Source organism: Nakamurella endophytica, assembly GCF_014646215.1.
Taxonomy (GTDB): Bacteria; Actinomycetota; Actinomycetes; order Mycobacteriales; family Nakamurellaceae; genus Nakamurella; species Nakamurella endophytica.
In genome coordinates this window covers 15,263-39,417 of the sequence record NZ_BMNA01000008.1, presented here as the reverse complement: position 1 = coordinate 39,417, position 24,155 = coordinate 15,263, and the positions used below count along the sequence as shown (strand labels likewise).

The 24,155-nt window shown below is 75.0% G+C and carries 21 protein-coding genes and 1 pseudogene; 10 read left to right on the top strand and 12 right to left on the bottom strand.

Annotated elements, in window-relative coordinates; translation table 11 throughout:
• Positions 1-25 precede the first annotated feature (25 nt).
• A complete protein-coding gene (locus IEY37_RS16300; protein ID WP_188943433.1) occupies positions 26-1,360 on the bottom strand; it encodes a UDP-glucose dehydrogenase family protein in 1,335 nt (444 codons plus the stop codon).
• A gap of 152 nt (positions 1,361-1,512) precedes the next feature.
• On the opposite strand from IEY37_RS16300, the gene IEY37_RS16295 reads away from it, so the two are divergent.
• The gene (locus IEY37_RS16295) at positions 1,513-2,520 is read left to right on the top strand and encodes an aldo/keto reductase (protein WP_188943431.1); all 1,008 of its coding nucleotides are present in this window, start codon (positions 1,513-1,515) and stop codon (positions 2,518-2,520) included.
• A gap of 78 nt (positions 2,521-2,598) precedes the next feature.
• On the opposite strand, the gene IEY37_RS16290 is transcribed toward IEY37_RS16295, so the two are convergent.
• Complete coding sequence (locus IEY37_RS16290; protein ID WP_188943428.1) at positions 2,599-3,708, bottom strand: glycoside hydrolase family 76 protein; 1,110 nt, start codon at positions 3,706-3,708, stop codon at positions 2,599-2,601.
• 389 nt (positions 3,709-4,097) lie between these two features.
• Between IEY37_RS16290 and IEY37_RS16285 the strand changes: the two genes are divergently transcribed.
• A complete protein-coding gene (locus tag IEY37_RS16285; protein WP_188943426.1) occupies positions 4,098-4,961 on the top strand; it encodes a sugar ABC transporter substrate-binding protein in 864 nt (287 codons plus the stop codon).
• A complete protein-coding gene (locus IEY37_RS16280; RefSeq protein ID WP_188943423.1) occupies positions 4,958-6,121 on the top strand; it encodes an ABC transporter permease in 1,164 nt (387 codons plus the stop codon). Before IEY37_RS16285 ends, IEY37_RS16280 begins: the two co-directional genes overlap by 4 nt.
• A 65-nt stretch (positions 6,122-6,186) precedes the next feature.
• Here the strand turns inward: IEY37_RS16280 and IEY37_RS16275 are convergent, their stop codons facing one another.
• Positions 6,187-7,380, bottom strand: a complete 1,194-nt coding sequence (locus IEY37_RS16275) for a calcium:cation antiporter (RefSeq protein ID WP_188943421.1) — start codon at positions 7,378-7,380, stop codon at positions 6,187-6,189.
• On the opposite strand from IEY37_RS16275, the pseudogene IEY37_RS22850 reads away from it, so the two are divergent.
• Together IEY37_RS22850 and IEY37_RS22260 are read left to right on the top strand one after the other, a co-directional pair.
• Positions 7,374-7,901, top strand: a pseudogene (locus IEY37_RS22850) (nucleoside hydrolase); the annotation flags it as partial. The gene IEY37_RS16275 and the pseudogene IEY37_RS22850 overlap by 7 nt on opposite strands.
• A 61-nt stretch (positions 7,902-7,962) precedes the next feature.
• Entirely contained in the window at positions 7,963-8,298 is a 336-nt protein-coding gene (locus IEY37_RS22260) for a hypothetical protein (protein WP_505850484.1), read from the top strand.
• 82 nt (positions 8,299-8,380) lie between these two features.
• Here IEY37_RS22260 and pruA read toward each other — a convergent pair whose 3' ends face one another.
• Both pruA and IEY37_RS16260 read right to left on the bottom strand, forming a co-directional pair.
• Positions 8,381-10,003 carry an L-glutamate gamma-semialdehyde dehydrogenase gene (gene pruA, locus IEY37_RS16265; RefSeq protein ID WP_188943420.1) on the bottom strand — a complete coding sequence of 541 codons (1,623 nt, stop codon included), beginning with the start codon at positions 10,001-10,003 and terminating at the stop codon, positions 8,381-8,383.
• A gap of 116 nt (positions 10,004-10,119) precedes the next feature.
• Entirely contained in the window at positions 10,120-11,061 is a 942-nt protein-coding gene (locus IEY37_RS16260) for a proline dehydrogenase family protein (RefSeq protein WP_188943581.1), read from the bottom strand.
• Positions 11,062-11,361: 300 nt separating this feature from the next.
• On the opposite strand from IEY37_RS16260, the gene IEY37_RS16255 reads away from it, so the two are divergent.
• A complete protein-coding gene (locus tag IEY37_RS16255; RefSeq protein ID WP_188943419.1) occupies positions 11,362-11,865 on the top strand; it encodes a YflT domain-containing protein in 504 nt (167 codons plus the stop codon).
• A gap of 108 nt (positions 11,866-11,973) precedes the next feature.
• On the opposite strand, the gene IEY37_RS16250 is transcribed toward IEY37_RS16255, so the two are convergent.
• The 4 genes from IEY37_RS16250 to IEY37_RS16235 form a co-directional block, all read right to left on the bottom strand.
• A complete protein-coding gene (locus IEY37_RS16250) occupies positions 11,974-12,870 on the bottom strand; it encodes an anti-sigma factor (RefSeq protein WP_188943417.1) in 897 nt (298 codons plus the stop codon).
• Entirely contained in the window at positions 12,857-13,423 is a 567-nt protein-coding gene (locus IEY37_RS16245) for an RNA polymerase sigma factor (protein ID WP_229674516.1), read from the bottom strand. The genes IEY37_RS16250 and IEY37_RS16245 overlap by 14 nt, the downstream gene beginning before the upstream one ends.
• A 131-nt stretch (positions 13,424-13,554) precedes the next feature.
• Positions 13,555-14,025 (bottom strand): class F sortase, encoded by a 471-nt coding sequence (locus IEY37_RS16240; protein WP_188943415.1) that lies wholly within the window; start codon positions 14,023-14,025, stop codon positions 13,555-13,557.
• 539 nt (positions 14,026-14,564) lie between these two features.
• On the bottom strand, positions 14,565-15,374 hold the full coding sequence (locus IEY37_RS16235; protein WP_188943413.1) for a DUF4397 domain-containing protein: 810 nt from the start codon (positions 15,372-15,374) through the stop codon (positions 14,565-14,567).
• A gap of 395 nt (positions 15,375-15,769) precedes the next feature.
• Here IEY37_RS16235 and IEY37_RS16230 point away from each other — a divergent pair, with 395 nt between their 5' ends.
• Complete coding sequence (locus tag IEY37_RS16230) at positions 15,770-16,372, top strand: TetR family transcriptional regulator C-terminal domain-containing protein (protein ID WP_188943412.1); 603 nt, start codon at positions 15,770-15,772, stop codon at positions 16,370-16,372.
• A 14-nt stretch (positions 16,373-16,386) separates the two neighbouring features.
• On the opposite strand, the gene IEY37_RS16225 is transcribed toward IEY37_RS16230, so the two are convergent.
• Complete coding sequence (locus IEY37_RS16225) at positions 16,387-16,539, bottom strand: VOC family protein (protein ID WP_188943410.1); 153 nt, start codon at positions 16,537-16,539, stop codon at positions 16,387-16,389.
• 182 nt (positions 16,540-16,721) lie between these two features.
• Between IEY37_RS16225 and IEY37_RS16220 the strand changes: the two genes are divergently transcribed.
• Positions 16,722-18,908: a bifunctional lysylphosphatidylglycerol flippase/synthetase MprF gene (locus tag IEY37_RS16220; RefSeq protein ID WP_229674515.1), complete on the top strand. Its 2,187-nt coding sequence runs from the start codon at positions 16,722-16,724 to the stop codon at positions 18,906-18,908.
• A gap of 24 nt (positions 18,909-18,932) precedes the next feature.
• Here the strand turns inward: IEY37_RS16220 and arr are convergent, their stop codons facing one another.
• Positions 18,933-19,340 carry an NAD(+)--rifampin ADP-ribosyltransferase gene (gene arr / locus IEY37_RS16215; RefSeq protein ID WP_308426397.1) on the bottom strand — a complete coding sequence of 136 codons (408 nt, stop codon included), beginning with the start codon at positions 19,338-19,340 and terminating at the stop codon, positions 18,933-18,935.
• Between the two features lie 598 nt (positions 19,341-19,938).
• On the opposite strand from arr, the gene IEY37_RS16210 reads away from it, so the two are divergent.
• Together IEY37_RS16210 and IEY37_RS16205 are read left to right on the top strand one after the other, a co-directional pair.
• A complete protein-coding gene (locus IEY37_RS16210; RefSeq protein WP_188943406.1) occupies positions 19,939-20,754 on the top strand; it encodes an SDR family NAD(P)-dependent oxidoreductase in 816 nt (271 codons plus the stop codon).
• A 132-nt stretch (positions 20,755-20,886) separates the two neighbouring features.
• Entirely contained in the window at positions 20,887-21,987 is a 1,101-nt protein-coding gene (locus IEY37_RS16205) for an inositol-3-phosphate synthase (protein WP_188943404.1), read from the top strand.
• Positions 21,988-22,093: 106 nt separating this feature from the next.
• Here the strand turns inward: IEY37_RS16205 and IEY37_RS16200 are convergent, their stop codons facing one another.
• Entirely contained in the window at positions 22,094-24,010 is a 1,917-nt protein-coding gene (locus tag IEY37_RS16200; RefSeq protein WP_188943402.1) for a TM0106 family RecB-like putative nuclease, read from the bottom strand.
• Positions 24,011-24,155 lie beyond the last annotated feature (145 nt).

Here is a 24,155-nt window from a genome sequence, read left to right as displayed (position 1 = left end):
GGCCTGCGTGGGGGGTGACCCCGCGTCAGGCGACGGCACCGCCGGCCGGCTCCGGCGACCGGTCGGGGTCGAACCGGCCCCGCCGGCCGAGCGGCACCACCGCCAGCCCGGCCGCGGCCGCGACGTCCTCGTCGACGACCCCGCGGGCGTCGACCACCGTCCGGCCGTCCAGCACGGCGGCGACCCTGGCCAGGTCGACGGTGCGGAACTCCGGCCACTCGGTGAGCACCACCAGGACGGCGGCCCCCTCGGCGGCCCGGTACGGGTCCGCGGCGACGCGGATCGCCGGTCGGTCGGCGGTGGCGGGCAGGTCCGCGCCGATCGCCGGGTCGTACGCCGTCAGGACCGCACCCTCGGCCGCGAGCCGCTGGGCGACCGCCAGGGCCGGCGAGTCGCGGAGGTCGTCCGTGCCGGCCTTGAACGTCAGCCCCCACAGCGCGACCGGCGCCCCGGCCAGCGAGCCGCCGGCCGCGCGCCGCACCTTGTCCGCGACGTGGTCCTTGGCCAGCTCGTTGGCGGTGACCGTGGCGGCGAGCACGGGGAACGGCACCCCGTGGTCGTCGGCGATGGTGGCCAGCGCCCTGGTGTCCTTGGGGAAGCAGGAACCGCCCCAGCCCGGTCCGGCCTGCAGGAAGCGCGGGCCGATGCGCTCGTCGAAGCCCATCCCGTGGGTCACCTCGGCGACGTCGGCGCCGACCGCCTCGGCCAGCGCGGCGACCGCGTTGACGAACGACAGCTTGGTGGCCAGGAACGCGTTGAAGGCGTACTTGATCAGCTCGGCGGACGCGGCCGAGGTGACCACCGCCGGCGCACCGAGCGGCGCGTACAGCGCAGCCACCGCCGCCGCGGCGGCCCGGTCGTCGGAGCCGACGACGATCCGGTCCGGGTGCAGGAAGTTGCGGACCGCGGAGCCCTCCTGCAGGAACTCCGGGTTGGACACGACGGCGACATCGGGCCGGTCGACCGCGGCGGTGATCTCCGCGGCCGTGCCCACCGGCACCGTCGACTTGGTGACCAGCACCGCGCCCGGACGCAGGTGCGGGGCGATCTCGGCCACCACCGCGTGCACGATCCGCAGGTCCGCACGGCCGTCGCCGCCGTCCGGCGTCGGGAGGCACAGGAAGACGTACTCCGCCCGCTCCGCGGCGGCCACGGCACCGTGCACGAACTCGAGCGTGCCGGCCGCCAGCCCCGCGTGCAGCAGCTCCGGCAACCCGTCCTCGAGGATCGGCACCTCGCCGCGCTGCAGCCGCTCGACCTTGTCCAGGTCGACGTCGCCGCACACCACCGGGTGGCCCAGCGACGCCAGGCAGGCGCCGGTGGTCAGGCCGACGTAGCCGCTGCCGATCACCGCGATCACGCCAGGGGTTCCTCTCGGTCGCCGGGACGCGGGCGGAGGGACCCGCGGTGCCGGAGCTGCCGGTGCCGCAGAGCGGCCGGCGCGGCCGGTGCTGCCGGGCCGGCCGGATGCGGCCGGATGCGCGCCGGAGCGGCCATCGTACGCTGCCGAGCATGGCGGATCGGGTGCTGCGCAGGGTCGGACGGTCGGGGCTGTCGGTGTCGACGGCGGGGTTGGGCTGCAACAACCTGGGGCGGGCCGGCACTGCGACGGCAGACCTGGACGGCAGCCGGGCGGTGGTCGAGGCGGCGCTGGACGCCGGCGTCACGCTGTTCGACGTCGCCGACATCTACGGCGCCGCGCCCGGGGTGTCGGAGAGCATGCTGGGCGCCGCGCTGGGCAGTCACCGCGCCGACGTCGTGGTGGCCACCAAGTTCGGGATGGACGCCAAGGGCGCCAACGGCCCGGACGACGGCGCCCGCGGGTCCCGCCGCTACATCCGGCAGGCGGTCCGAGCCTCGTTGCGCCGGTTGGGCACCGACTGGATCGACCTCTACCAGCTGCACCAACCGGACCCGGCGACGCCGCTGGAGGAGACCCTCGCCGCGCTGGACGAGCTGGTGCAGGACGGCCTGGTCCGCTACGTCGGCCACTCGAACTTCGCCGCCTGGCAGCTGGCCGACGCGGACTGGCTGGCCCGGACCGCCGGCCGCACCCGGTTCGTGTCCGCGCAGAACGAGTACTCGCTGCTGGAGCGGCGCCCCGAGCTCGAGCTCTTGCCGGCCGCCGAGCGTTTCGGCCTGGGCGTGCTGCCGTTCTTCCCGCTGGCGAACGGGCTGCTGACCGGCAAGTACCGGCGGGACACGGCCCCGGAGGGCTCGCGGCTGCGGGAGCTCAAGCCGGCGCTGCTGGAGTCCGCGCCGTGGGACGTGGTCGAGGGACTGCAGGCCTTCGCCGACGACCGCGGCATCACCATGGTCGAGCTGGCGTTCGGCTGGCTGCTGTCCCGCCCGCAGGTGCCGTCGGTGATCGCCGGCGCGACCCGGCCGGAGCAGGTCGCGGCGAACGCCGCCGCGGCGGTGGCGTGGACGCCGACCCCGGAGGACCTGGCCGCGATCGACGGGATCGTCGTGCCGCCCGACCCCATGGGCTACCGACCGACGCCCGCGCCGCAGCGCTGACGCCCCCGACGCCCCCGACCGCGGCACTGCGGACGGTTGCCGACGCGGACCCGCTCCGGCGGGCGGGGTGGTCCGCCGTCAGGGCGTCGGTGACGGCGACGGTGACGCGGTCGGGGACCCGGTGTCCTGCTCGATCGGCCGGGCGGCGACCAGGAGGTCGACCGCGCTCTGCTGGGTCGCGCCGTCGATGTGCTCCACCGGCCCCGCCCAGTGCAGGCCGTACTGGTTGTCCGGCGTGCGGTCGTTCTCCAGCGCGGTGGCCGCCTGCACCAGGATGTAGGTGCGGTACGGGTGGTCGTCCAGCGCCCGGTCGAGCTGGACGAGGTTGCGGATGTAGATGCCCTTGAAGCTGGGCCCGTTGATGTCGCACCCGGTGTCCTCGCAGGGCTCGGTGAGGATCCGGTCGACGTTGAGCACGGTGGACGTGGTGGAGGCGTCGGCCAGCTGGCGGGCCCGGGTCAGGTAGGCGTCGTCCCCGGTCGCCTCCGCGAGCGCGACGAGCCCGCCCAGAACGACGCCCTGGTTGTAGGTCCACGTCGTCTGGCCGTTGTTCCGGCAGGTCGCGGGGTCGAGGCCGTCGTTGACCAGGCCGTCGTCGTTGATCAGTCCGGATCCGTCGAACCACGTCCACACCTGCTGCGCGCGCTGCAGGTAGATCGGACCGTCCCCGCCGACCCGCGTGGCCAGCTGGGCAGCCGCCTGGACGAACAGCTCGTTGGAGATGGCGTTCTTGTAGCTGCGGTTGGTGGTCCACCACAGCCCGTCGCCGCAGCTGTCGTCGCGCCGCTGCCACATGATGTCGACGTCGCGTCGTGCTGTACCCAGGTACCTGCGGTCACCGGTCAGGTCGTAGGCCCGGATCCAGGCCAGCGCCCACCACCCGGTGTCGTCGGTGTACTCGTTGACGAAGTTGCCGAGAGCGGCGTTGCGCTTCCGGGTGAAGGTGTTCTCGACCACCCAGGAGTAGCGGCGGTCGCCGGACTCGATCATGTAATCGATCAGCGCGGTGAGCGCGTTGGCGCTGTTCCACCACCCCGTCGTCGGCCAGACACCGCTGCGCTGGTCGTAGAAGCCGACGAGGGCGTCGACGGCGGGCTGCTCGGACGGCGCCCGCGCGCCGCACCCGGTGAGGCCCAGGGCGGCGGCGACGATCGACGCCAGCAGGCGGGCGAACCGACGGCGTCGCATGACCCTCCTCGGAGTCTGGTTCAGTGGACGGCACCGCGGGTACCCGGGCCCGTCGGCAGGTGGGAACGGGGGTGAGGACGACGCCAGTGTCACCGATGCCCCGCCCACCCCGACGCGGCGGCCGCCGCCCCGGGAGGGCCGGCTGGTGCGCCCGGCCGGCCCGCGGGTGGGCGCTGCTGGCCGTGGCGGTGGCCGGAACGGCGTTGTCCGGCTGCACCGGCGGCGGTGCCGTCGCACCGACGGGCGGGACCGGCGTGACAACGCCGTCCACGGCGTCGTCGACCGCATCCGGTTCCACGGCGGGTACGTCCGCCTTCACACCCCCACCGCCGACCGTGGTCCCGTTCCGGACCGTCGCCGCCGACAGTGCCCGCGGACAGCGTATCGGCGTGCTGCTGCCCGTGGCCTCGGATCCGTTCGCCCGGGAGGTCGCCGCATCCATCACCCGGCAGGCCGACCTGGCCGGTGCGGAGCTGATCGTGTGCGACCCGGGTGACAACGCCGCGCTGCTGCTGGACTGTGCCCGGCGACTGGCCACGCAGCATGTCGACGGCTGGTTCGCCCGGGTGCCGGCCGACCTGGGCGACGCGATGTGCGAGGCGGGGCCGCAGCAGGTGCCGCTGATCACCGTCGGGCTGGCGCCGGTCCGCTGCGAGACGGCCGCCATCGGGGCGGACGACCGGCAGGCCGGCGAACTGGTCGGGACGGCGCTCGGCGTGCGGGCCCGGCAGGGCTCCGGCTGCGCGGGCGACGCCCTGCTCATCCTCACCGACCGTGCCGAGGAACCGGCCAGCGGCCACCGGGTCGAGGGCATCCGCGCCGGCTTCGCCGCCGCGTGTCCCGGCCGCACCCAGGACGATGTCGTGCTCGACGCCGGGTCCCAGGAGAGCGCGCACCGCGCCGTCGCCGGCGCGCTCGCGTCGGTCCCCGACGACGGGGACGTGCTGGTCGCCGCGGTCGACGACGGCAGCGCGCTCGGGGTGGCCGCCGCCGTTCCGGCCGGCCGGGAGGGCCGGGTCACGCTCGCCGCGGTGGGCGCCGACCAGCGCGCCCGGTGCGCGATGGCCGCCGACACCGGCTGGGCCGGGGACGCCGCGCTGTTCCCGGACCGGTACGGCGAGGTGGCCGTGCCGGCGCTGCTCGACGCCCTGCACGGGCGCCCGGTGCCCGGCGCCATGGTGGTGCCGTCGAGCTTCGTCACGGCGGCGACCGTGCGCGCGCTCTACCCGGCCGACGAGTGCCCGGCCCGGTGACCGCTTCCCCGCAGGTGCCGGCCGCGACCGCGCCGGACCGCGCCGCGACGGTGACCCGCACCGTCCTGGCGGTCGTCGGTGTCCTGGCGGTGGTCGTCTTCGCCCTGAGCAGCCCGTTTTTCCTGTCGGTCGACAACCTGGTCAACCTGCTGGACGACATCGCGGTGACCGGCATCCTGGCCGTTCCGGTGACGTTCCTGGTGATGAGCGGGCACGTCGACCTGTCGGTCGGCGCGGTCGCCGCGTTCACCGGGATCGTGGTCGGCGCGACCGCGCCGGAGGTCGGACTGCCGGTCGCCGTGCTGCTGGGCGTGGCGACCGGCGCGGTCGTCGGGCTGGTGAACGGGCTGGTGGTCACCGTCGGCGGGGTGGACAGCCTGGCCACCACGTTCGCCGCCATGGCGCTGCTGCGCGGGCTGGCGTACTGGGTGCCGAGCGGGCTCGCCGTGGCGGTGTCCGGCTTCCGGGCGCTCGGCGGCGCCGGGCCGGTGCTCGGGCTGTCGGTGCCCACCCTGGTGTTCGCCGGGCTGGCCGTGCTGGGCGGGGCGTTGTCGGTGACGGCCGTCGGCCGGGACGCCCGCGCGGTGGGCGCACTGCCCGCCGCGACCCGGTTGGACGCGCCCCGGGAGCGGCGCTGGGTGCTCGGCCTGTTCGTCGTGACCGGTCTGGCCGCGGCGCTGGACGGACTGGTCCGCACGTCGCAGCTCGGCACCGGCCTGCCGACGTCCGCCACGGGCGTCGAGGTCGTCGTGCTGGCGGCCGTGCTGTTCGGCGGCGGCCGGCTGGGCGGTGGGCGCGGCTCGGTCGGCGGCACCGTGCTGGCCGTCGCCGTCGTCGCGGTGATCGACAACGGCCTGTCGCTGGCCAACGTGACCGCCTACGCCGCGCAGGTCTTCCACGCGGCGCTGCTGGTGCTGGCGCTGGTGCTGGACCGCAGCCGGCGTCGGCCGCGTCGCAGCGCGGCCCGCCGCGCGGCGGCCCGTGCAGCGGCCTCCGGCGCCGGTGCTGGGGCCGGAGGTGCTGATGGTTCCGGTGCGGAGGCCGTCGGGGCCGGCGGCGCCGGTGCTGCTGTCCGTGCGGTCGCTGCCGACGGTGCCGCGGACGCCGCCGTGGACCCCGCCGCCCTCGACGGTCGCGTCGACGCCGAGGCAGGCCGCTAGTCACTGGTCCGGCTTGGTACCGGCCACCGGCGGACCGGCTCGGCGGCCGGCCAGGCGGGGCCGGCTCAGGGGCTGGCCGCCAGGAACACGAACGCGGCCAGCAGCGTGAGGTGCACGGCCGCCTGCAGCCGGGTCGCGCGTCCGGGGACCACCGTCAGGGCGCTGACGGCGACGGTCAGGACGAGCAGCACCAGCTGCGTCGGGCCCAGACCGAGGTTCAGCGGGCCGTCGAGCCAGGCCGACGCGGCGGCGATCACCGGGATGGTCAGGCCGATGCTCGCCATCGCCGAGCCGTATGCCAGGTTCATGCTGATCTGCACCCGGTTGCGGCGGGCGGCGCGCACCGCGGCGAGGGTCTCCGGCGCCAGCACCAGCAGGGCGATCACCACGCCGACGAACGACTGCGGGAACCCGACCGCGGCGACGCCCGACTCGATGGCCGGCGACTCGACCTTGGCCAGGCCGACCACCGCGACCAGCGACACCAGCAGCAGCGCCAGGCTGAGCAGCGTCGCCCGGTTGGTCGGCGGCGGGGCGTGGTCGTCCTCGTCGTCGCCCCGGTCCGCGACCTCGCGCTCGGAACCGGGCTCGGCTGCCGGGGCGTCGTCGCCCGCGGCCGTGCGGTGCACCGGCCGGCCGGCCGGCCCGGAGGCCCCCGCCCCGACGGGCACCGGCAGGAAGAAGTCGCGGTGCCGGACCGTCTGGGTGAGGACGAAGGCGCCGTACAGCAGCAGGGACGCCACCGCGGCGAACGCCAGCTGGGCCGGCGAGAACTCGGGGCCCGGGCGGCTGGTGGTGAAGGTGGGCAGCACCAGGGTTAGCCCCGACAGCGTGGCGACCGTGGCGAGTGCGGCGCCGGTGCCCTCCGCGTTGAACACCGCGAGCCCGTGCCGGACCGAGGCCACCATGAGCGACAGCCCGACGATGCCGTTGCTGGTGATCATCACGGCGGCGAACACGGTGTCCCTGGCGAGTTCCGGCGCACCTTCGCCGCCGGAGGCGGTGAGCGTCACGATCAGCGCCACCTCGATCACCGTGACCGCGACCGCCAGCACCAGGGAACCGAACGGCTCCCCCACCCGGTGCGCCACCACCTCGGCGTGGTGCACCGCGGCCAGCACGGACCCGGCCAGCACCACCGCGACCAGCACCACCAGCGGTACGGGTAGCTCGCGGCCGAAGGTGAACACCATCACGACGATGGCGACGACGGGGACGACGGTGGTCCAGGTCAGGAGCGGCCGGGCCGGGGATGCCATGGCTCCACCCTGTCAGACGACGTCCGGCGCCCCGGCCGCCTCGCGACCCGGCCGGGGCGCAGCACGCCGCAGGGCGTGGGCTCCGCGGCGGAGACCCGCACCGGCGGCAGGATGACGACGCCGGGCGGGGGGTCTGCCCGAGCGCCCGTCCACACCCGTGCCCCAGCCCGCCACACGCACCGATCGCGCGTCGACACCCGGGAGGCCCCATGCGACTGCTGATCGACAGCGACGGCGGGATCGACGACGCCGCCGCGCTGCTCTGGGCCTGCGGCCGGCCGGACGTCGAGCTCGCCGCGGTGACGGCCGTCGGCGGCAACGTCGGGGTGCGGCAGGCGGCGCGGAACCTGCGGGTGGTGCTGGAGGCCGCGGGCCGATCGGAGGTCCCGGTGTACGTCGGCGCGGACCCGACAGACCCGGCGCCACCGATGGGCCCGGCACCCGCCATCCACGGGTACGACGGCCTCGGCGACGTCGGCTACCCCGACCCGCTCCGGGCCGCGGACACCGTCACGCCCGCGGTCGACGTGCTGCTGCGCGAGTTGCGTCGCGGCGCCTCGATCTTCACGCTCGGCCCGGTTCCTGCACCGGCCGCTGCTGCACTACCGCCGCCACGGTGGCGCGTTCTGCGCCCCGGGCGAGACGCCGTGCCACGACCTGCTGGCCGCGATGGCGGCGGTGACGCCGGACATCGTCGGCAGCACGGTGCTGCCGGTGGCCGTGGACACCGGCGGGAGCGCCGCGTGGGGGCAGACCGTCGTGGACCTGCGGCAGCTGGCCTGGCGCGCCCGGCCGGAGATGCGGATCCCGGACCCGGCCGGCGGCAACGCCCCGGCCGACGGGCTCGGGGACGTCGTGGTGGCACTGGAGGTCGACGTCGAGCGGTTCCGGGCCCAGGTCCAAGCGCTCGCCGGCTGACCCGCCGCACCGGACCTCGGCCCGGCCCACGGTCCCGTTCGCACCCGGCGGGCGCTCTGGATGCGAACGGGACCCGCGCGGATCAGCCCTGGTGCGGGTAGCCGACCGAGGTCGGCGCCACGAAGGTCTCCTTGATGGCCCGCGCGGACGTCCACCGCATGAGATTGGCCGGGGAACCGGCCTTGTCGTTGGTGCCGGAGGCGCGCGCACCGCCGAACGGCTGCTGCCCGACGACGGCGCCGGTGGGCTTGTCGTTGATGTAGAAGTTGCCGGCGGCGTACCGCAGCGACCGGGCCGCGGCGGCGACCGCGGCGCGATCCCGGGCGATGATCGACCCGGTGAGACCATAGGCCGAGCTGTCGATCTCGGTCATGACCTGCTCGAAGTCGGCGTCGTCGTAGACGTACAGGGACAGGATCGGCCCGAAGTACTCGGTGCAGAAGATGTCGTCGCGCGGGTCCGTCCCCTGCAGCAGGGTCGGCCGGACGAAGTACCCGGCCTCGTCGTCGTAGCTGCCGCCGGCGAGCACGCTGACCGAGTCGGTGGTCCGGGCCCGGTCGATGGCGCCCTTGAGCCGGGCGAACGACCGGTCGTCGATGACCGCGGACGTGAAGTTGCGGAAGTCCTCGACCGACCCGATGGTCAGCGACTCGACCTCGGCCACCAGCGGATCGCGCAGCTGCGCCCAGACCGACGACGGGATGTAGGCCCGGGAGGCCGCCGAGCACTTCTGCCCGGAGTACTCGAAAGCGCCGCGGACGAGAGCGGTGCGCAGCACGTCCAGGTCGGCCGACGGGTGCGCGAGCACGAAGTCCTTGCCGCCGGTCTCCCCGACCAGCCGGGGATACCCCTTGTACCCGGCGATGTTCTCGCCGACGGTCCGCCACAGCTGCTGGAACACCCGGGTGGACCCGGTGAAGTGCACGCCCGCCAGCTCGGGGTGGGTCATCAGCACCTCGGAGATCTCCGGGCCGGCCCCCGGCAGCATGTTGATCACGCCGGCCGGCAGCCCGGCCTCGGCCAGGAGCTCCATGGTCAGCGACGCGGCGAGCTGCTGGGTCGGCGACGGCTTCCACACCACGACGTTGCCCATCAGCGCGGGCGCGGTCGGCAGGTTGCCGGCGATGGCGGTGAAGTTGAACGGCGTGATCGCGTAGACGAAGCCCTCGAGCGGCCGGTGGTCGGTGCGGTTCCACACGCCCGGGGCGTTCGCGGACGGCTGCTCGGACAGCACCTGCCGGGCGAACTGCACGTTGAAGCGCCAGAAGTCGGCCAGCTCGCAGGCGGCGTCGATCTCCGCCTGGTACGCCGTCTTGGCCTGGCCGAGCATCGTCGCGGCGTTCATCCGGGCCCGCCACGGGCCGGTGAGCAGGTCGGCGGCACGCAGCAGGATGGCCGCCCGGCTGTCGAATTCCAGCTCGCGCCAGGCCCGGGCCGCGGCCAGTGCGGCCTCGACGGCCGCCTTGGCGTCGTCCTGCTGGCTGTGGGCGCTGTGCCCGAGGACGCGGGCGTGGTCGAAGGGCGCCACCACGTCGAAGTCCGGACCCGACGGCCGGTGCCGCTCACCGCCGATGACGGCGTCCAGCTGCCGCGGCGAGCCGAAGGTGCCGAGCGCCGCGACGAGCTCGTCGCGCTCCTTGCTGCCGGGCGCGTAGGTCAGCACCGGCTCGTTGACGGGCAGCGGCGGTCGGGTCACGGCGTCCATGACGGCTCCTCGGGTGGTGCGGCGGTCGGTGGTGGTGCGGGGCGACTGCGGGCGGTGCCGTCCGGGCACGGGGTGGCACGAGGTGGCACGGGACGGCACCTGACTGCACGGGACGGTCAGGAACGGGTGGCCAGCGCCCGCAGGAAGAACAGGAGGTTGGCGGGACGCTCGGCGAGCCGCCGGGTGAAGTAGCCGTACCAGTCCGTCCCGTACGGCAGGTACACCCGCACGGTCCGGCCGGCGGCCGCCAGCCGCCGCTGCTCCTCGGGCCGGATGCCGTACAGCAGCTGGTGCTCCCAGCTGTCCGGCGTCCGGCCGTGGTCGGCGGCGAGCCGCTCGGCGATGGCGATCATGCGCGGGTCGTGGGACCCGATCATCGGGTAGCCCTGGCCGGCCATCAGGATCTTCATGCCCCGCACGTAGGCCAGGTCGACCTCGGCGCGGTCGGTGTACGCCACCTCGGCCGGCTCGTCGTAGGCGCCCTTGACCAGCCGGACCCGCGAGCCCGGCCCGGTGAGCGCGCGCAGGTCGGCCTCCGAGCGGCGCAGCATGGCCTGCACCGCCACGGCGACGTCCGGGTGCGCCTCGCGCAGCTCCCGGAGGATCGCCAGCGTGGAGTCCACGGTGGTGTGGTCCTCCATGTCCAGGTTCATCCGGGCCCCGCACCCGTAGGCGGCGTCCGCGATCTTGCGCGCGCCGACGGCCGCGTACTGCTGGCCGTCCACGCCGGAGGACGCCGGCAGGGCCTGGCCGATGGCCGACAGCTTGACCGACACCTCCGCGCCGCGGGCCAGGCCGGCGGCCGAGAGCGCGGCCAGCACCTCGAGGTAGGCGGCGACGGTGGCGTCGGCCTGTGCGGTGGTGACGGTGTTCTCCCCCAGGTGGTCCAGGGTGACCTGCAGCCCGGCGTCGTGCAGCGACCGGACGGCAGCGACCGCCGAGGCGGTGGTCTCGCCGGCGACGAACCGCTGCACCACCGTGCGGGTCACCGGCAGCCGGGTGCTCAGATCGCGGACCGCGGCACTGTCGGACACCACCAGGATCGGCTTGCGCAACAGGTACACCAGGGTCTCCTCGGTGTCGGCGGCCATAATCGTGCGAACGTACGATTATGGCCGCCAGGGTAGCAGGGGCCGGGGGTGCCGTCACGGGTCGGCCCCGCGGCCCCGGCGGGCTCATCGGGCCGCGACGGCCCGGCGCCGGACCAGCGGACGGACCCGCTGTCCCCCGGCCGGTGGACGGCCGGATTCCACCGCGGCGTCCACCGGTCCGCGGACGGCGTGCGACCGTCCCGGCCACCAGAGTGGTCCTCAGCGACAACCGCCGCAGGTCATCAGCTCTCGAGAGAGGCACCCGCCATGAGCACCACCACCTACCCGTCCGCCGACACCGTTCTCGACCTGCAGTACCCGATGCCGGTGGCCACCTACGGCAGCTACACCCAGGCCCAGCGCGCGGTGGACTACCTCGCCGAGCGGCAGTTCCCGGTCGCCAACGTGCAGATCGTCGGCACGGACCTGCGGTCGGTCGAGCGCGTCACCGGCCGGCTCACCCGCGCGCGCTTCACCCTCGCCGGCGCGCTGTCCGGCCTGTGGATGGGGCTGTTCGTCACGCTGGCGTTCGTGCTGCTGACGGGCCACCTGTCCTGGGCGCTCGTCGCCGTCACGCCGCTGATCGGCGCCCTGTTCGGCCTGCTGTGGAGCGCTCTGGGCTACAGCGCGGTGAGCCGGAACGGTGCCCGGGACTTCACCTCCCGCACGGAGCTGCGGGCGACGAGCTACCAGATCCTGGTCGAGCACTCGCTCGCGGCCCAGGCGCACGCGCTGCTCAGCGAGCTGACCCCGCCGGCCACCGCCCGGTGAGGCGGCGGACGGCCCCGCAGCACACCACCACTGCCGCGGACCGGTCCTGCAGCACACCGGCACCGCGCCGGGACCCGGCCGGGCGGACACTGTCCGCCCGGCCGCTTCTCACGTCAGGCGACCCCGCAGGATGCTGATGCCCGAGTGCGCCGGGTTGCCGTCCGGCGGCTCGTCCGAGATGTCGACGGTCGAGTACTGGGACACGTCGATGCCGTGCGGCACGGCGAAGCTGCCGGAGCCGTCGGTCAGGGCACCGAGCGTCACCATCCGCCCGTCGGACCCGAGCAACCAGACCACGTAGGACCCGTTCACCGGCGGCAGGCCGGTTGCGGCGACGGTCACCGTCATGCCGTCGGACGTGCGGAACATCCGCGCCACCCCGGTCTCGGCCGGCGTGCCCGGCCCGCCGGGGACGGCCGCCAGCGCGGCCGTGGCCGCCGGCGCCGGCTGCCCGGTCCCGTCCGCGCCGCGGACGGCGTAGCCGATGAGCGCGCCCACCACGCCGACCACGACGGCCGCCGCCAGCGAGAGCAGCGCCTGCCGCACCCGGCGCGGACCGGCCGCCGGGCGACCGCCGGCCACCCGCCGGGGCGCCGTCGCCGGGGCGACCACCCGGTCGCGGTCGCCGCGGCGGTCGGGGCCCGCTTCCAACGCGTCGCCGGCACGCCCGGTCCCGGCCGGCTCGGCGACCGGCGTCGGGCGGTCGGGGGACGCTCCGGCACGGTCCTGGTCGTCCAGACCGAGCTCCGCGGCGATGGCGGACCAGACCCGCGGCGGTGGCGGCACGAGGTCGCCCAGGTCCTCCAGCCGGGCCAGGTCGACGGCGCGGGCCAGCTCCGCCACCTCGGTGCGGCACTCGTCGCACCCGACCAGGTGCTGCGCGACCGACTCGTCGCCGGCACGCCGGTCCCGGTCCCCGGGTCGTGCGGTGTCTGCGGCGCCGGGGACGTCCGGGTCGATGCCGAGCGCGAGCAGCGCGAGGTCGGCGGCGTCAGGATGTTGCACCGTCCACCTCCCACAGCTTGCGGAGCCGGGTCAGCCCGCGCCGGATGTGGCTCTTGACCGTGCCCAGGGGCAGTCCGGTGGTGCTGGCGATCTCCGTGTGCGTCAGCCCGTCGTAGAAGGCCATCCGCAACACTGTTCGTTGCTCGACCGGCAGACGATTGATGCCGTCGGTGACGACCACCTGATCCACGACCTGTTCCTGCGCCACCGGCTGCGTCGGCTGTGCGAGACCGCCCACCCTGGTCTGGATGCGCAGGATGCGCTGCCGGTCGCTGAGCCGATCGGCGAGCTGCCGGCGGGTGATGCCGAGCAGCCACCCGCCGAGCGACCCGCGCTCCGGGTCGTAGCCGGCGCGGCCGCGCCAGGCCCGGACGAACACCTGCTGCACCAGATCCTCGGCGTCGTGGTGGTCGTGCAGGGCCAGCAGACCGATGCGGTAGATCATCCCGCCGAACCGGTCGTACGCCTGGCGAAGTGCACCGGCATCCCCCGCGCCGAACTGACGTTCCAGTTCCGGGTCCCGCTCGGGGCCGGGACGCCCAGCGGACCCCACACCGGCAGCGTAGTGGACCACCGGGGCGCTCGGTCCCGGCCACTGCCCGGGCACCGACGACCCCACGGACGGCGCCGACGGCACCGAGGACGCCGACGGGGCCGCGGCCGCGATCGGGTGCTCCGGCGGCGTCACGTCCCGGCCGGGACGGCGGTGACCGCGACGTTGTCCTCGTAGCTCAGGGTGTCGCGGTCGAACTCGCCGCCACAGGTCATCAGGACCAGCCGGGAGGCGCCGCCGCGGTCGAACAGCCGGTCCATCGGGACCGCCGTCTTGTGCCACTCCTCGCGGGCGACGACGGTGAACCGCCGGACCGCGCCGGACGCGTCGACGGTCTCGATGCGATCGCCTGGTGCCAGGTCGCCGATCCGGGCCAGCACCCCGACCCCCTGCTCGTGGTCGTCGACGTGGCCGGTGATCACCGCCGACCCGCGGGCCGACCCGGGTGCGGGGCCGAAGCGGTACCACCCGGTGCGGCGCACGTCCCGCGGGATGTCGACGTTGCCGTCGCCGTCCACGCCGACGGCGTCCACCGGAGCCGACACCCCCAGCGCCGGTATCCGCAGCCGCTCCGGTGGGGCGGGCGGTGCGACGTCCCGCACGGCGGCCGGACGGTCGGCTGCCGCCGGACGGTCCGCGATTCCCGGCGGACGCTCCCCGGTTGCCCGCGGACGGGCGGTGGCAGTGCTGCGGGTCGGCGCGGGGCCGGTGCCGGCGGTGTCCCGACCCGGCGTGGTCGCCGTCGTCGCCGGGGTCCGGGACGGTCGCGGGCGGCCCGCGGCCGCCGGCCGGGACGTGGTCGCGGCGGCCGCCGCGCCGGTTGGCACCGTAGCCGTAGAAAGGTTCGAGGTGGTCGGCGTTGTCGTGGCTCCGGCGGCGAGACCACCGGTGGCGCCGGTTGCGTCGGGGCCGGGGTCACCGGACTCGAGTGCCAGCGCCTCGGCCGCCGCGGCGCCCACCTCGGTCACCGTCTGCCCGGCCGGCGCCGGCCCCGGCAGCAAGGCGATCACACCGGCGCAGAGCAGCAGGACCAGGCCCGCCGCCAGGCCGGTCCACGCGGCCCGGCGACGGGTGTCCCGGGAGTGCGCCCGTCCGGGGTCCCGCCCGGTGGAGGGGCCACCGGGCGGGACGTCGGGGACGGTCAGCGTGCCCGCCCGGCGGTCAGCCGGCGGGCGCTGACCAGGGCGAGGCCGGCGCCGACCACCACGAGGGCGGCCACCACCGTGCCGGGGACGGCACTGTCCTGCGGGCCGGTGCCTGCAGGGACGCCGGACGGAGCGGAGCCGAGCCCGTCGACGGTGAAGCTGACCAGCGCCAGCGTCTTGTCGGACGCGCTGCCGATGGCGTGCACGAAGGTCGCGGTGCCCTCGGCCAGGTCGACGTCGGCCGGGCCGATGGCCACGGTGTCGGTCCCGGCGAGCACGACGTCGGCGGAGACGGTGCCGGCCGGCACGACGAGCGCACCCTGCTGGCCGTTGGTCACGTCGGACAGCACCACGGTGCCGCCGGCCCGCACGTCCACCGCTGGTGCGGCCGCGGTGTGCCGGACCACGAGTCGCGCCTGCCCGGCGGGCACCGCCGACACGTCGTCGTTGAACGCGGTGAGCGACGGCGCACCGTCGGCGTCCAGGTGGGCGACCAGCGAGACGTTGCTCCCGGCAACGACGTCCGCGGTGCCGGACAGTACGGGCGAACTGTCGTCCGCGGCATCCGCTGCAGTGATGGCGATCTGGTGCGCGCCTGCCGGAACCTGCAGCGGCCCTTGCGCTGTCGCCGGCTGGAAGTCGTCGAGAGCCTTGGTGCCGTCCACGTAGACGTCGACCGGGGTGCCCGGGATGCTGTGGACCACGTAGACGGTGCCGGTGTCGGCGGCCGATGCGGTCCCGGCGCCGAGCACGGCCGTCGCACCGGCGATGCAGGCAACTCCGGCCAGGGAGATCCAGCGCTTCATGCGTCCTCCTCGAGTGGGGTGCAGTGCCTTCTCGCTCCCCCTACCCCGACCTCACCGGGAATGGATGCGGGCCGTTGACCCAACCTTTACCGCGACATTCCCGAGGCGGCGGGTCAGGAGGACGCCCCCGCCTCGGCCACCAGCGCGACGGCGTTCACTACCATCCGGACGGCGAAGAAGCACTCCCAGCGATCACGCACCAGCGCAGCCCTGCTCGGCTGACCGCAAAGGACGCACGCCGAGCAGCGCTCGGCCGGTGCGCGGCAGGGCCGACACGGCCGTCGACGCTCCCCGGGTGCGCCGACCGCCCCGCCCCCGCAGGCGCGCGCCCCGGGATGCCAGCACCCCGGCACGCCGTCGGCCCGCTCGTAATCGGACGGTCGTACGATCACCCCGTGACCTCGGCGACCCGGCGGCAGCCGCCCGACGTGCGGCGGTCCATGCTGCTCGAGGCGGCGCGGTCGGTGATCGCCGACCGCGGGTTGCACGCGACGACGGTGCGCGACGTCGCGGCGGCCGGCGGGGTCGCGGTCGGCACGGTGACGTATCACTTCTCCGGCATCGCCGAGGTGCTGGCCGGGGTGCTCGAGCTGGAGATGCAGAGCTACTCGGACCCGATCTGGGCACGCGCGGCGCAGGCGGCCAGCGGCCGGGACGGTCTGGCCTCGCTGCTGGACGGGCTGCTCGCCCCGGACGACCGCGCGCACGAGCACTGGAAGCTGTGGCTGGACTTCTGGACCCTGGCCGCGCACCAGCCGCGGTACGCGGAATGGCAGTCCCGCGTCTACCGGCAGCTGCACGAGCTCGTCGAGCGGTTGCTGACCAGGGGCGTCGAGGACGGGTCGCTGACGGTGGACGACCCGGCCGAGACGGCCGTCGAGCTGGTCGCCCTGCTCGACGGGCTGGTCGTCCAGGCCTACCTGCCCGGATCGCGGCTCGACCCCGCGCGCGCCCGCGCGGTGATCCGACGGCACCTGCAGCGGTACGCCAGCTCCTGATCCGGCCCCTCCCATCACGGCCTGGCGACGACGACCACCCCGTTGCCCTCCGGGTCCGCAGCCCGCCACCGCTCCGTGGATCCGTCCAAGGGCCGACCACCGGCGGCGACGGCCGCGGCGACGCGCGCTGGCGCCACGTCCACCGGCAGCGCCAGCTCGAGCTCCACCGGGGCGGCGCCCGGCGGTCACTGCCCTACCGCGACCCACCGCGCTGCTCATCACGGACCGTCGCGTGTACACATCGGGGAGTCACCGGGTGCCGTCGGGGCGCCGGCTCCTAGACTTTGCGGAACATCGCCCGGCGGGGTCGGCCCGCGCCCGGGCGTCGGAGCCCATCGACAGGACCGACGTGGACGACGAGACCGCCCCGGCAGCAGCGACGATCACGACGGCGGAGCCGCCGCCCGACCGGCAGCAGCACAGCGGCGCCCAGCCGGTCGAGCCCGCCCGGCAGCCACCGAGGATCCTGGTGCTGGCCCGCCGGTTGCCGTTCACCACGGCCTACGTCGTGATCACGCTGGTGCTGTCGGTCGCGTTCGGCACGCTGTGGTCCGGGATCGAGCAGAAGTCCTGGTACGGCTGGGTGGCCTACGGCCTGCCGGCCTTCGAGCAGGGCCGGTGGCACACCCTGGTCACCGGTGTGTTCTTCGCGCTCTACCCCGTCTACTACGTGTTCGTCGCCGGTGCCTTCGCGCTGCTCACCGGTTTCGCCGAGTGGCGGCTGGGGACGGCGCGCACCGCGGTGCTGACGATCGTCTACCAGCTCGCTGCCGTGCTGCTGGTCGCGCTGTTCTTCCTCGCCTTCCGCAACACCGGCTGGGACTGGGTGGCGCAGCGCAGCACCGAGACCGACGTCGGGTTCTCGGCCGGGATGATGGCGGTCGTCGGCGTGGCCAGCGCCACCGTGCCGCCGCCCTGGCGGCTGCGGCTGCGGCTGGCGATCTGGGCCTACGTGCTGTTCTCGATCGCCTACATCGGGCAGATGGCCGACGCGGAGCACCTGGCCGCGGTCTGCCTGAGCCTGCCGTTCTCCACCCGGCTCGCCGGCCCGCGCGCCCGGCGCGCCCGGGCCTGGCCCACCCGTCACGAGGTCCGGCTGCTGGCCTTCGTGACGGCCGTGGTGGTCGCCCTGTCCCAGCTGCTCGGCGCGCTGCTGCCGGACCGGCTCACCCCGTTCGGGCCGGCCGAAGACGGCAGCGACGGCGTGTGGTGGGCGCTGGCGCTCAACCTCCTGATCGCGCTACTGATCGCCAACGGCCTGCGCCGCGGCTACCGGTGGGCGTGGTGGGTCGAGGTCGTCGTGCTGGCGATCCCGCTGCTGCTGGCGCTCGGCGTCATCGTGCTGCTCGTGGCGGCGCAGTTCGTCGACGACGCCGACATCACGCTCGACGACGTCCTGCAGTTCGCCGCCAGCTCGCTGTTCTCGCTGGCCTTCTTCGTGCTGCTGATCGCCGCCCGGCGGTCGTTCGCGGTCCCGCGGCGCGGCAAGCGCAAGCGGGCGACGGGGTCGTCGCAGCCCGACGCGGCCAAGGCGCTGCTGCGGCGGTGGGGCGGCGACACGATCTCCTGGATGACCACCTGGCCGGAGAACCGGCACATGATCACCCAGGACGGCGAGTCCTACATGGCCTTCGTCCGGCACGCGGGGGTCGCCGTGGCCCTGGGCGACCCGGTCGGCCCGCCGGAGGCGCTGGCATCCACGCTCGACGAGTTCGTCGCGCTGTGCGACCGGGCCGGGATGGTGCCGTACATCTTCTCCTGCACCGCGCGGACGGCGGCGGAGACGGAGCGGCTGGGCTGGCAGAGCGCGCAGGTGGCCGAGGACAACCTCGTCGACCTGCCGCAGCTGGAGTTCAAGGGCAAGAAGTGGCAGGACATCCGGACGGCGCTGAACAAGGCGCCCAAGGAGGGCATCGAGTTCCGGATGGTCACCCTGGCCGAGCAGCCCTGGTCGCTGGTCCGCCAGGTCGAGCACCTGTCCCAGGAGTGGCTCGGCGACAAGAAGCTGCCGGAGATGGGCTTCACGCTCGGCGGTCTCACCGAGGCGCTCGACCCGGACGTCAAGGTCGGCCTGGCTGTCGACGCGGCCGGCAAGGTGCACGGCGTGACGTCGTGGATGCCGGTCTACGGCGGCGACGACCGCATCGTCGGGTGGACCCTGGACCTCATGCGGCGCGCGGACGGTGGCTTCCGGGCGACCATGGAGTTCCTGATCGCCTCGTCCTGCCTGTACTTCAAGGAGCAGGGCGCGCAGTTCGTGTCCCTGTCCGGGGCGCCGCTGGCCCGCTCCACCCCGGACCCGGACCGCGGCGAGTCGGCCGTCGACAAGCTGCTCGACAGCCTCGGCGGCACCCTCGAGCCGGTCTACGGCTTCCGGTCGCTGCACGCCTTCAAGGCCAAGTTCCAGCCGCGGCTCTCGCCGATGTACATGGTGTTCCGGGACGAGGCCGACCTGCCGCGGATCGGCGTCGCCATCACCCGCGCTTACCTGCCGACGGCCGGCCTGGGCGACATGCTGGCGGTGGTCCGGCACTGAGTTCGGCGCGGGTCGCCCGGACCGTCAGTCCTCGATGACGTCCCGGCCCTCCCGGCGCAGCCGGGCCAACCCGTCGAGCATCCGCTGGAGCACCTCGGGTTCGTGGCCGGGCCAGTCGGCCACCTCGCCGACGACGCGCAGGGGGTCCCGGGACCGGTAGGACCGGGTCGGGTTGCCCGGGAACCGCTTGTCGGTGACGTTCGGATCGTCCTCGAACGGGCCGGACGGCTCCACCACGTAGATGCGCCCGGGCCGGCCGTCGCGGGCCAGCGCCGCGGCGAGTTCGGCGCCCCAGACGGCCGTCTCGAGCACCGAGGTGAAGTAGACGTTGTTGGACACCCGGCCGCGCTGGAAGTTCGACTCCCGTCCCGGGACCAGCTCGTCACCGACGGCCAGCGCCACCCGGGTGCCGTGGAAGAACGGGCCCGGCACGCGCCCGCAGGTGGCGAAGGTGACGGGCCGATCGGCGGCCCGGGCGGGACCGGTCGCACCGGTCGTCTCCGGGCTCCCGGTGCCGGCCGTGTCGCTGATCCCGGCCGTACCGCCCGTGCCGGCAGTGCCGCCTGTGCCGCCCGTGCCGGCCGTGCCGGCGGTGCCGGCCGGGTTCTCGGTGTCGGCGGTGTCCGCCATCGGTCCGTCCCCCGTCCCCTCGCCCGATCTGGTGCTGGCGTCCGCCGGGTCCCTGGCCGTCGGCCTCACGGTCCCGGCGCGGTGTCGGTGTCGCCGACCGGCAATCCGCGCCGCCCACCCGCGCTGCCCACCCGCGCTGTCGCGGACGGCGCGGAGGCCGGGTGACACCGGACGCGCCGTCCGACCGGGACGATTGTGCCGCCGACCCACCCCGCGCCGGGGCCGGTCGCTGCTCCCGGACGCCGGGACTGCCTCGGTCGTCGCCCGGTCCCCTGCCGCCCGGTCCGCCCGCCGCCGGGTCGTCCCGTCCCGCGCCTCTGGTAGACCGTTCCCGTCCCGCCCACGTGTGCGCCGGGTGGCAGGTGTCGGCCCGGCGCACCCCCGCCGTCAGGAGTCGTGCATGCAGGTCGCCGGTATCTCGGCCGTCGTCACCGGAGCCGCGTCGGGGTTGGGGGCCGCCACCGCCCGGGCGCTGGCCGACGCCGGCGCCGCCGTCGTCGGGCTGGACCTGGCGGCCGGGTGGGAGCGGGCACCGCTCACCGACGCCGCGGGCGGCGGGGACACCCCCGGTGCCACCGACCGCACGGCCGCGCCCGGACGGGTGCTGCCCGTCGCCGGGGACGTGCGCGAGCCGGACGACGTCGCCGCCGCCGTCGCCGCGGCCACGGGCAGCGGGTCTCCGCTGCGGATCGCCGTCAACTGCGCCGGGGTGGCGACGCCCGGGCGGGTGCTCTCACGCCGCGGCGTGCACGACCTCGACCAGTTCGCCCGCGTGGTCGGCATCAACCTGATCGGCACGTTCAACGTCGTCCGGCTCTGCGCCGAGGCCATGGCCGCCACCGACCCGGTCGACGACGAGGGCCAGCGCGGGCTCGTGGTGAACACCGCCTCGGTAGCGGCGTTCGACGGGCAGATCGGCCAGGCCGCCTACTCGGCCTCCAAGGGCGGCGTCGCCGCGATGACCCTGCCGCTGGCACGCGACCTGGCGGGGAGCGGCATCCGGGTGATGACGATCGCCCCGGGCATCCTGGACACGCCGATGATGGCGGGCATCACCGAGGAGTTCCGGACCGCGCTGGCCGCGACCGTGCAGTTCCCGCGGCGGTTCGGCCGGCCCGACGAGTACGCGGCGCTGGTGCTCGCCTTCGCCGCGCAGGACTACCTCAACGGCGAGGTGGTGCGGCTGGACGGCGGACTGCGCATGCCACCGCGCTGAGCGGCTCCGAGGGTGGTCGAGTGGGCCGGCATCGACGGCCCGCGCCGGGTTGACATGGTGCAGTCTTTGTTCGCTGACATAGCTGCACGTTTGTATGGTGGGGCCGCCACCCCATCACCCAAAGGACCCCTCATGACGACTGCATCCCCGCCGGCGCACCCGATCCGGGTAGCCATCATCGGCGTCGGCAACTGCGCCAGCTCGCTGGTCCAGGGCGTCGAGTACTACCGCAACGCCGACCCGGACACCCGTGTCCCCGGCCTGATGCACGTCCGGTTCGGCGACTACCACGTCGGCGACGTGCAGTTCGTGGCCGCGTTCGACGTGGACGCCAAGAAGGTCGGCCTCGACCTGGCCGACGCGATCGGCGCCAGCGAGAACAACACCATCAAGATCGCCGACGTGCCGGCCACCGGCGTCACCGTCGCCCGGGGCACCACCCTGGACGGCCTGGGGCGGTACTACCGGGAGACCATCACCGAGTCCGACGCCGAGCCGGTCGACGTGGTCGCGGCGCTCCGCGAGGCCGCCGTCGACGTCGTCGTCTGCTACCTGCCCGTCGGGTCCGAGCAGGCCGCGAAGTTCTACGCGCAGTGCGCGATCGACGCCGGTTGTGCCTTCGTCAACGCGCTGCCGGTCTTCATCGCCGGCACGCCGGAATGGGCCGAGCGCTTCCGCGCCGCCGGGCTGCCGATCATCGGCGACGACATCAAGAGCCAGGTCGGCGCCACCATCACGCACCGCACGATGGCCAAGCTGTTCGAGGACCGCGGCGTGGTGCTGGAGCGCACCATGCAGCTGAACGTCGGCGGCAACATGGACTTCATGAACATGCTCGAGCGCGACCGGCTCGAGAGCAAGAAGATCTCCAAGACGCAGGCCGTCACGTCGCAGGTGCCGCACGAGATGGGCTCCGGCAACGTGCACATCGGCCCCAGCGACTACGTGCAGTGGCTCGACGACCGCAAGTGGGCCTACGTCCGGCTGGAGGGCCGGGCCTTCGGCGACGTGCCGCTGAACCTGGAGTACAAGCTCGAGGTCTGGGACTCGCCGAACTCGGCCGGCGTGATCATCGATGCCGTCCGCGCCGCCAAGATCGCGCTGGACCGCGGCATCTCGGGCCCGCTGTACTCGGCGGCGTCGTACTTCATGAAGTCCCCGCCCCAGCAGTTCCCGGACGACCTGGCCCGGGACAACGTCGAGCGCTTCATCCGCGGCGAGCTCGACGCCTGATCGCGCGCGCGGTGCGCCCGCCCACCGCGGGCGCACCGCGCGCCGGTCAGCGGCAGTCAGCGGTAGGCGGCCGCCGCGCGCGGTGCGCGGCGGGGCGACCGGCAGGTCAGCGGCCGGCCGCGGCCGGCACCGCTGCGGCCGCCGGACCGTACTGCTGCAGCCCCGCAGCCGCAGGGCCGTCCAGGTCCGCGGCGGACGGCACCGACCAGGACCGCTCGGTGATCCACCGGCGCAGCGCCAGGGTCGCGCGCACGTCGTCCTCGTTGTACTGCAGGATCCGCCGCGCCATGGCAGCGTCGACCGGCTCCACCGGACCGGCGCCGGCGTGGGCGGTCGACCCCGTGCCGGCCGTGCCGTTCATGCCGTCCGTGCCGTCCGTGCCGAGGCTCCCGGCCGCGCCGACCGCCACCCGGTACCAGGCCATCGAGTTCTCGCCGCCCGGCTCCCGGTCGCGCCAGCCGAACCCGGTCAGCGGGGCCAGCACCTTGAGCTTCATCGATCCCGGGACGACGAACTGGTCGCGGATCTCCTGGTAGATGTCGACCCACTGGCCACCCGAGCAGAACGCGTCGATCTCCGCAGCCGGCGGCATCCCGGGCTGGTCGGGGAAGCGCCGGGGCGCGGACCGCAGCCAACGTTCCTCCGCCTGCCGCGAGTAGCAGTACGCCGCGAACGTCAGGCCGTGCGCGGCCGCCGCGGACCGGATGCCTTGCAGGTACGCCCAGAACTCGGCGAAGGCGCGGCCCTCGTCCCTATCCGGCAGAGGCCGCCAGGTCACGAACGGGCGGTAGCCCGGCCGCAACCCCAACCGCTGCACGGCGGGCCCCGACAGGTAGGTCCCCCACAGGTAGGCGCCGTCGTCGAGGTAGGACTCCATGTCGACGTCGAGTTCCAGGTCGGCGCGGGGCACCGACGCGGACGCACCGCGACGCACCAGCTGAGCGCCGCTGATCCAGGCCTTGGCGCGCACCCGGGCGGTGCCGGCCAGCCCGTTCGACAGCGGCAGCGACCCGAGCAGCTCCGCCGGCGCCTGGGCGAGCTCGTCGACCGTGCGCACGCCGGCCGTCCGCAGCGCGCTCACGTCCGTCCCGGAGACCAGCAACGACACGTCGCGCAAGGCGACGAGCTGCGACTCGCACACCGGCCACCAGGGGCAGCGCCGGCACTCCGCGATCCGCGACGGTTCGGCCAGCGCGGCCGCGCCGGTGGCCGCGGTGGCGGCCACGGCGAGCCGGTCCGCGAAGCGGCTGTCGTACTCGGCCAGCACCCCGCTCGCCGACAGCTCGTGCCAGAGCACGTACCCGGCGTCCTCGTGCGGGGACTCGTCGGTCCCGGGGCCCCGCCCGATCACCCCGCCCGCGGGCAGGGCGGTGGCCAGGCCCAGCTCCTGGAGCAGCCGCACGTGGTGGGCCAGGGCCAGCGCGTCCTCCGGGTGCGAGCGCATGCGCCGCCCAGTGTGCTCGAACCGGCCCGGCTCGACGGGATCCGCTCCCGACGACCCCGCTGCGGCGGCGACGGCGGCGGCCGCCATCGACGCCACCGCCGACAGCCGGGCACCGGACCCGGCGTCGGTGGTGCGGTGGTTGCGCACCAGCACCGGCAGGTAGCCGCCGTCGGTGGCCCGCAGGAGCAGGTCCGGGCTGCCGTCCCGGGTGGCCGAGGACAGCTGGGGGCGGACGACGACGGCCGGGCGGTCCCCTGGATCGCCAGGGTCCCAGTCGGCGCCGGCGACGGCGCCGGGCTGGGCCAGGACGCCGGCCAGGATCCGGTTGCGGTGCTCGGCCGCGTCGGCCCACCGCTGGCGCACGCCGTCGTCCGCGGGGAGCTGCCGCTCGCGGGGAGCGGTCGGGTCCGCGTCCAGGTGCACCCGGCGACGGCACCGGGCGGCGGCGACCGCGCCGAGCCGGGGTGGCCGGGCCTCCCGAGCCGACCCGCCGACCAGCACGGCGGCCGGGACCTGCACCGGCACGGACCCCGCCGCGGCCACCTCCGCCCCGAGCTGCGCCACCGTGTCTGCCTGCATGCCGATCAGGGTAGGAGCGCCCACCGACAGCCCGGGTGCAGCGCGCGGGGCGAGTCCGGGCTGGGCCACCCGGACCGCCGCCTCTAGGCTGGGCGGACCACAGGTCGGGCCGTGCTGCCCGGGGGCGCCGATCGGCCGGCGACCC

Excerpts from the sequence above, each read along its gene's own strand:
- IEY37_RS16295 (WP_188943431.1), top strand. The coding sequence starts at position 1,513 with ATGGCGGATCGGGTGCTGCGCAGGGTCGGACGGTCGGGGCTGTCGGTG.
- IEY37_RS16290 (WP_188943428.1), bottom strand. The coding sequence starts at position 3,708 with ATGCGACGCCGTCGGTTCGCCCGCCTGCTGGCGTCGATCGTCGCCGCC.
- IEY37_RS16275 (WP_188943421.1), bottom strand. The coding sequence starts at position 7,380 with ATGGCATCCCCGGCCCGGCCGCTCCTGACCTGGACCACCGTCGTCCCC.
- pruA (WP_188943420.1), bottom strand. The coding sequence starts at position 10,003 with ATGGACGCCGTGACCCGACCGCCGCTGCCCGTCAACGAGCCGGTGCTG.
- IEY37_RS16255 (WP_188943419.1), top strand. The coding sequence starts at position 11,362 with ATGAGCACCACCACCTACCCGTCCGCCGACACCGTTCTCGACCTGCAG.
- IEY37_RS16235 (WP_188943413.1), bottom strand. The coding sequence starts at position 15,374 with ATGAAGCGCTGGATCTCCCTGGCCGGAGTTGCCTGCATCGCCGGTGCG.
- IEY37_RS16210 (WP_188943406.1), top strand. The coding sequence starts at position 19,939 with ATGCAGGTCGCCGGTATCTCGGCCGTCGTCACCGGAGCCGCGTCGGGG.
- IEY37_RS16205 (WP_188943404.1), top strand. The coding sequence starts at position 20,887 with ATGACGACTGCATCCCCGCCGGCGCACCCGATCCGGGTAGCCATCATC.
- IEY37_RS16200 (WP_188943402.1), bottom strand. The coding sequence starts at position 24,010 with ATGCAGGCAGACACGGTGGCGCAGCTCGGGGCGGAGGTGGCCGCGGCG.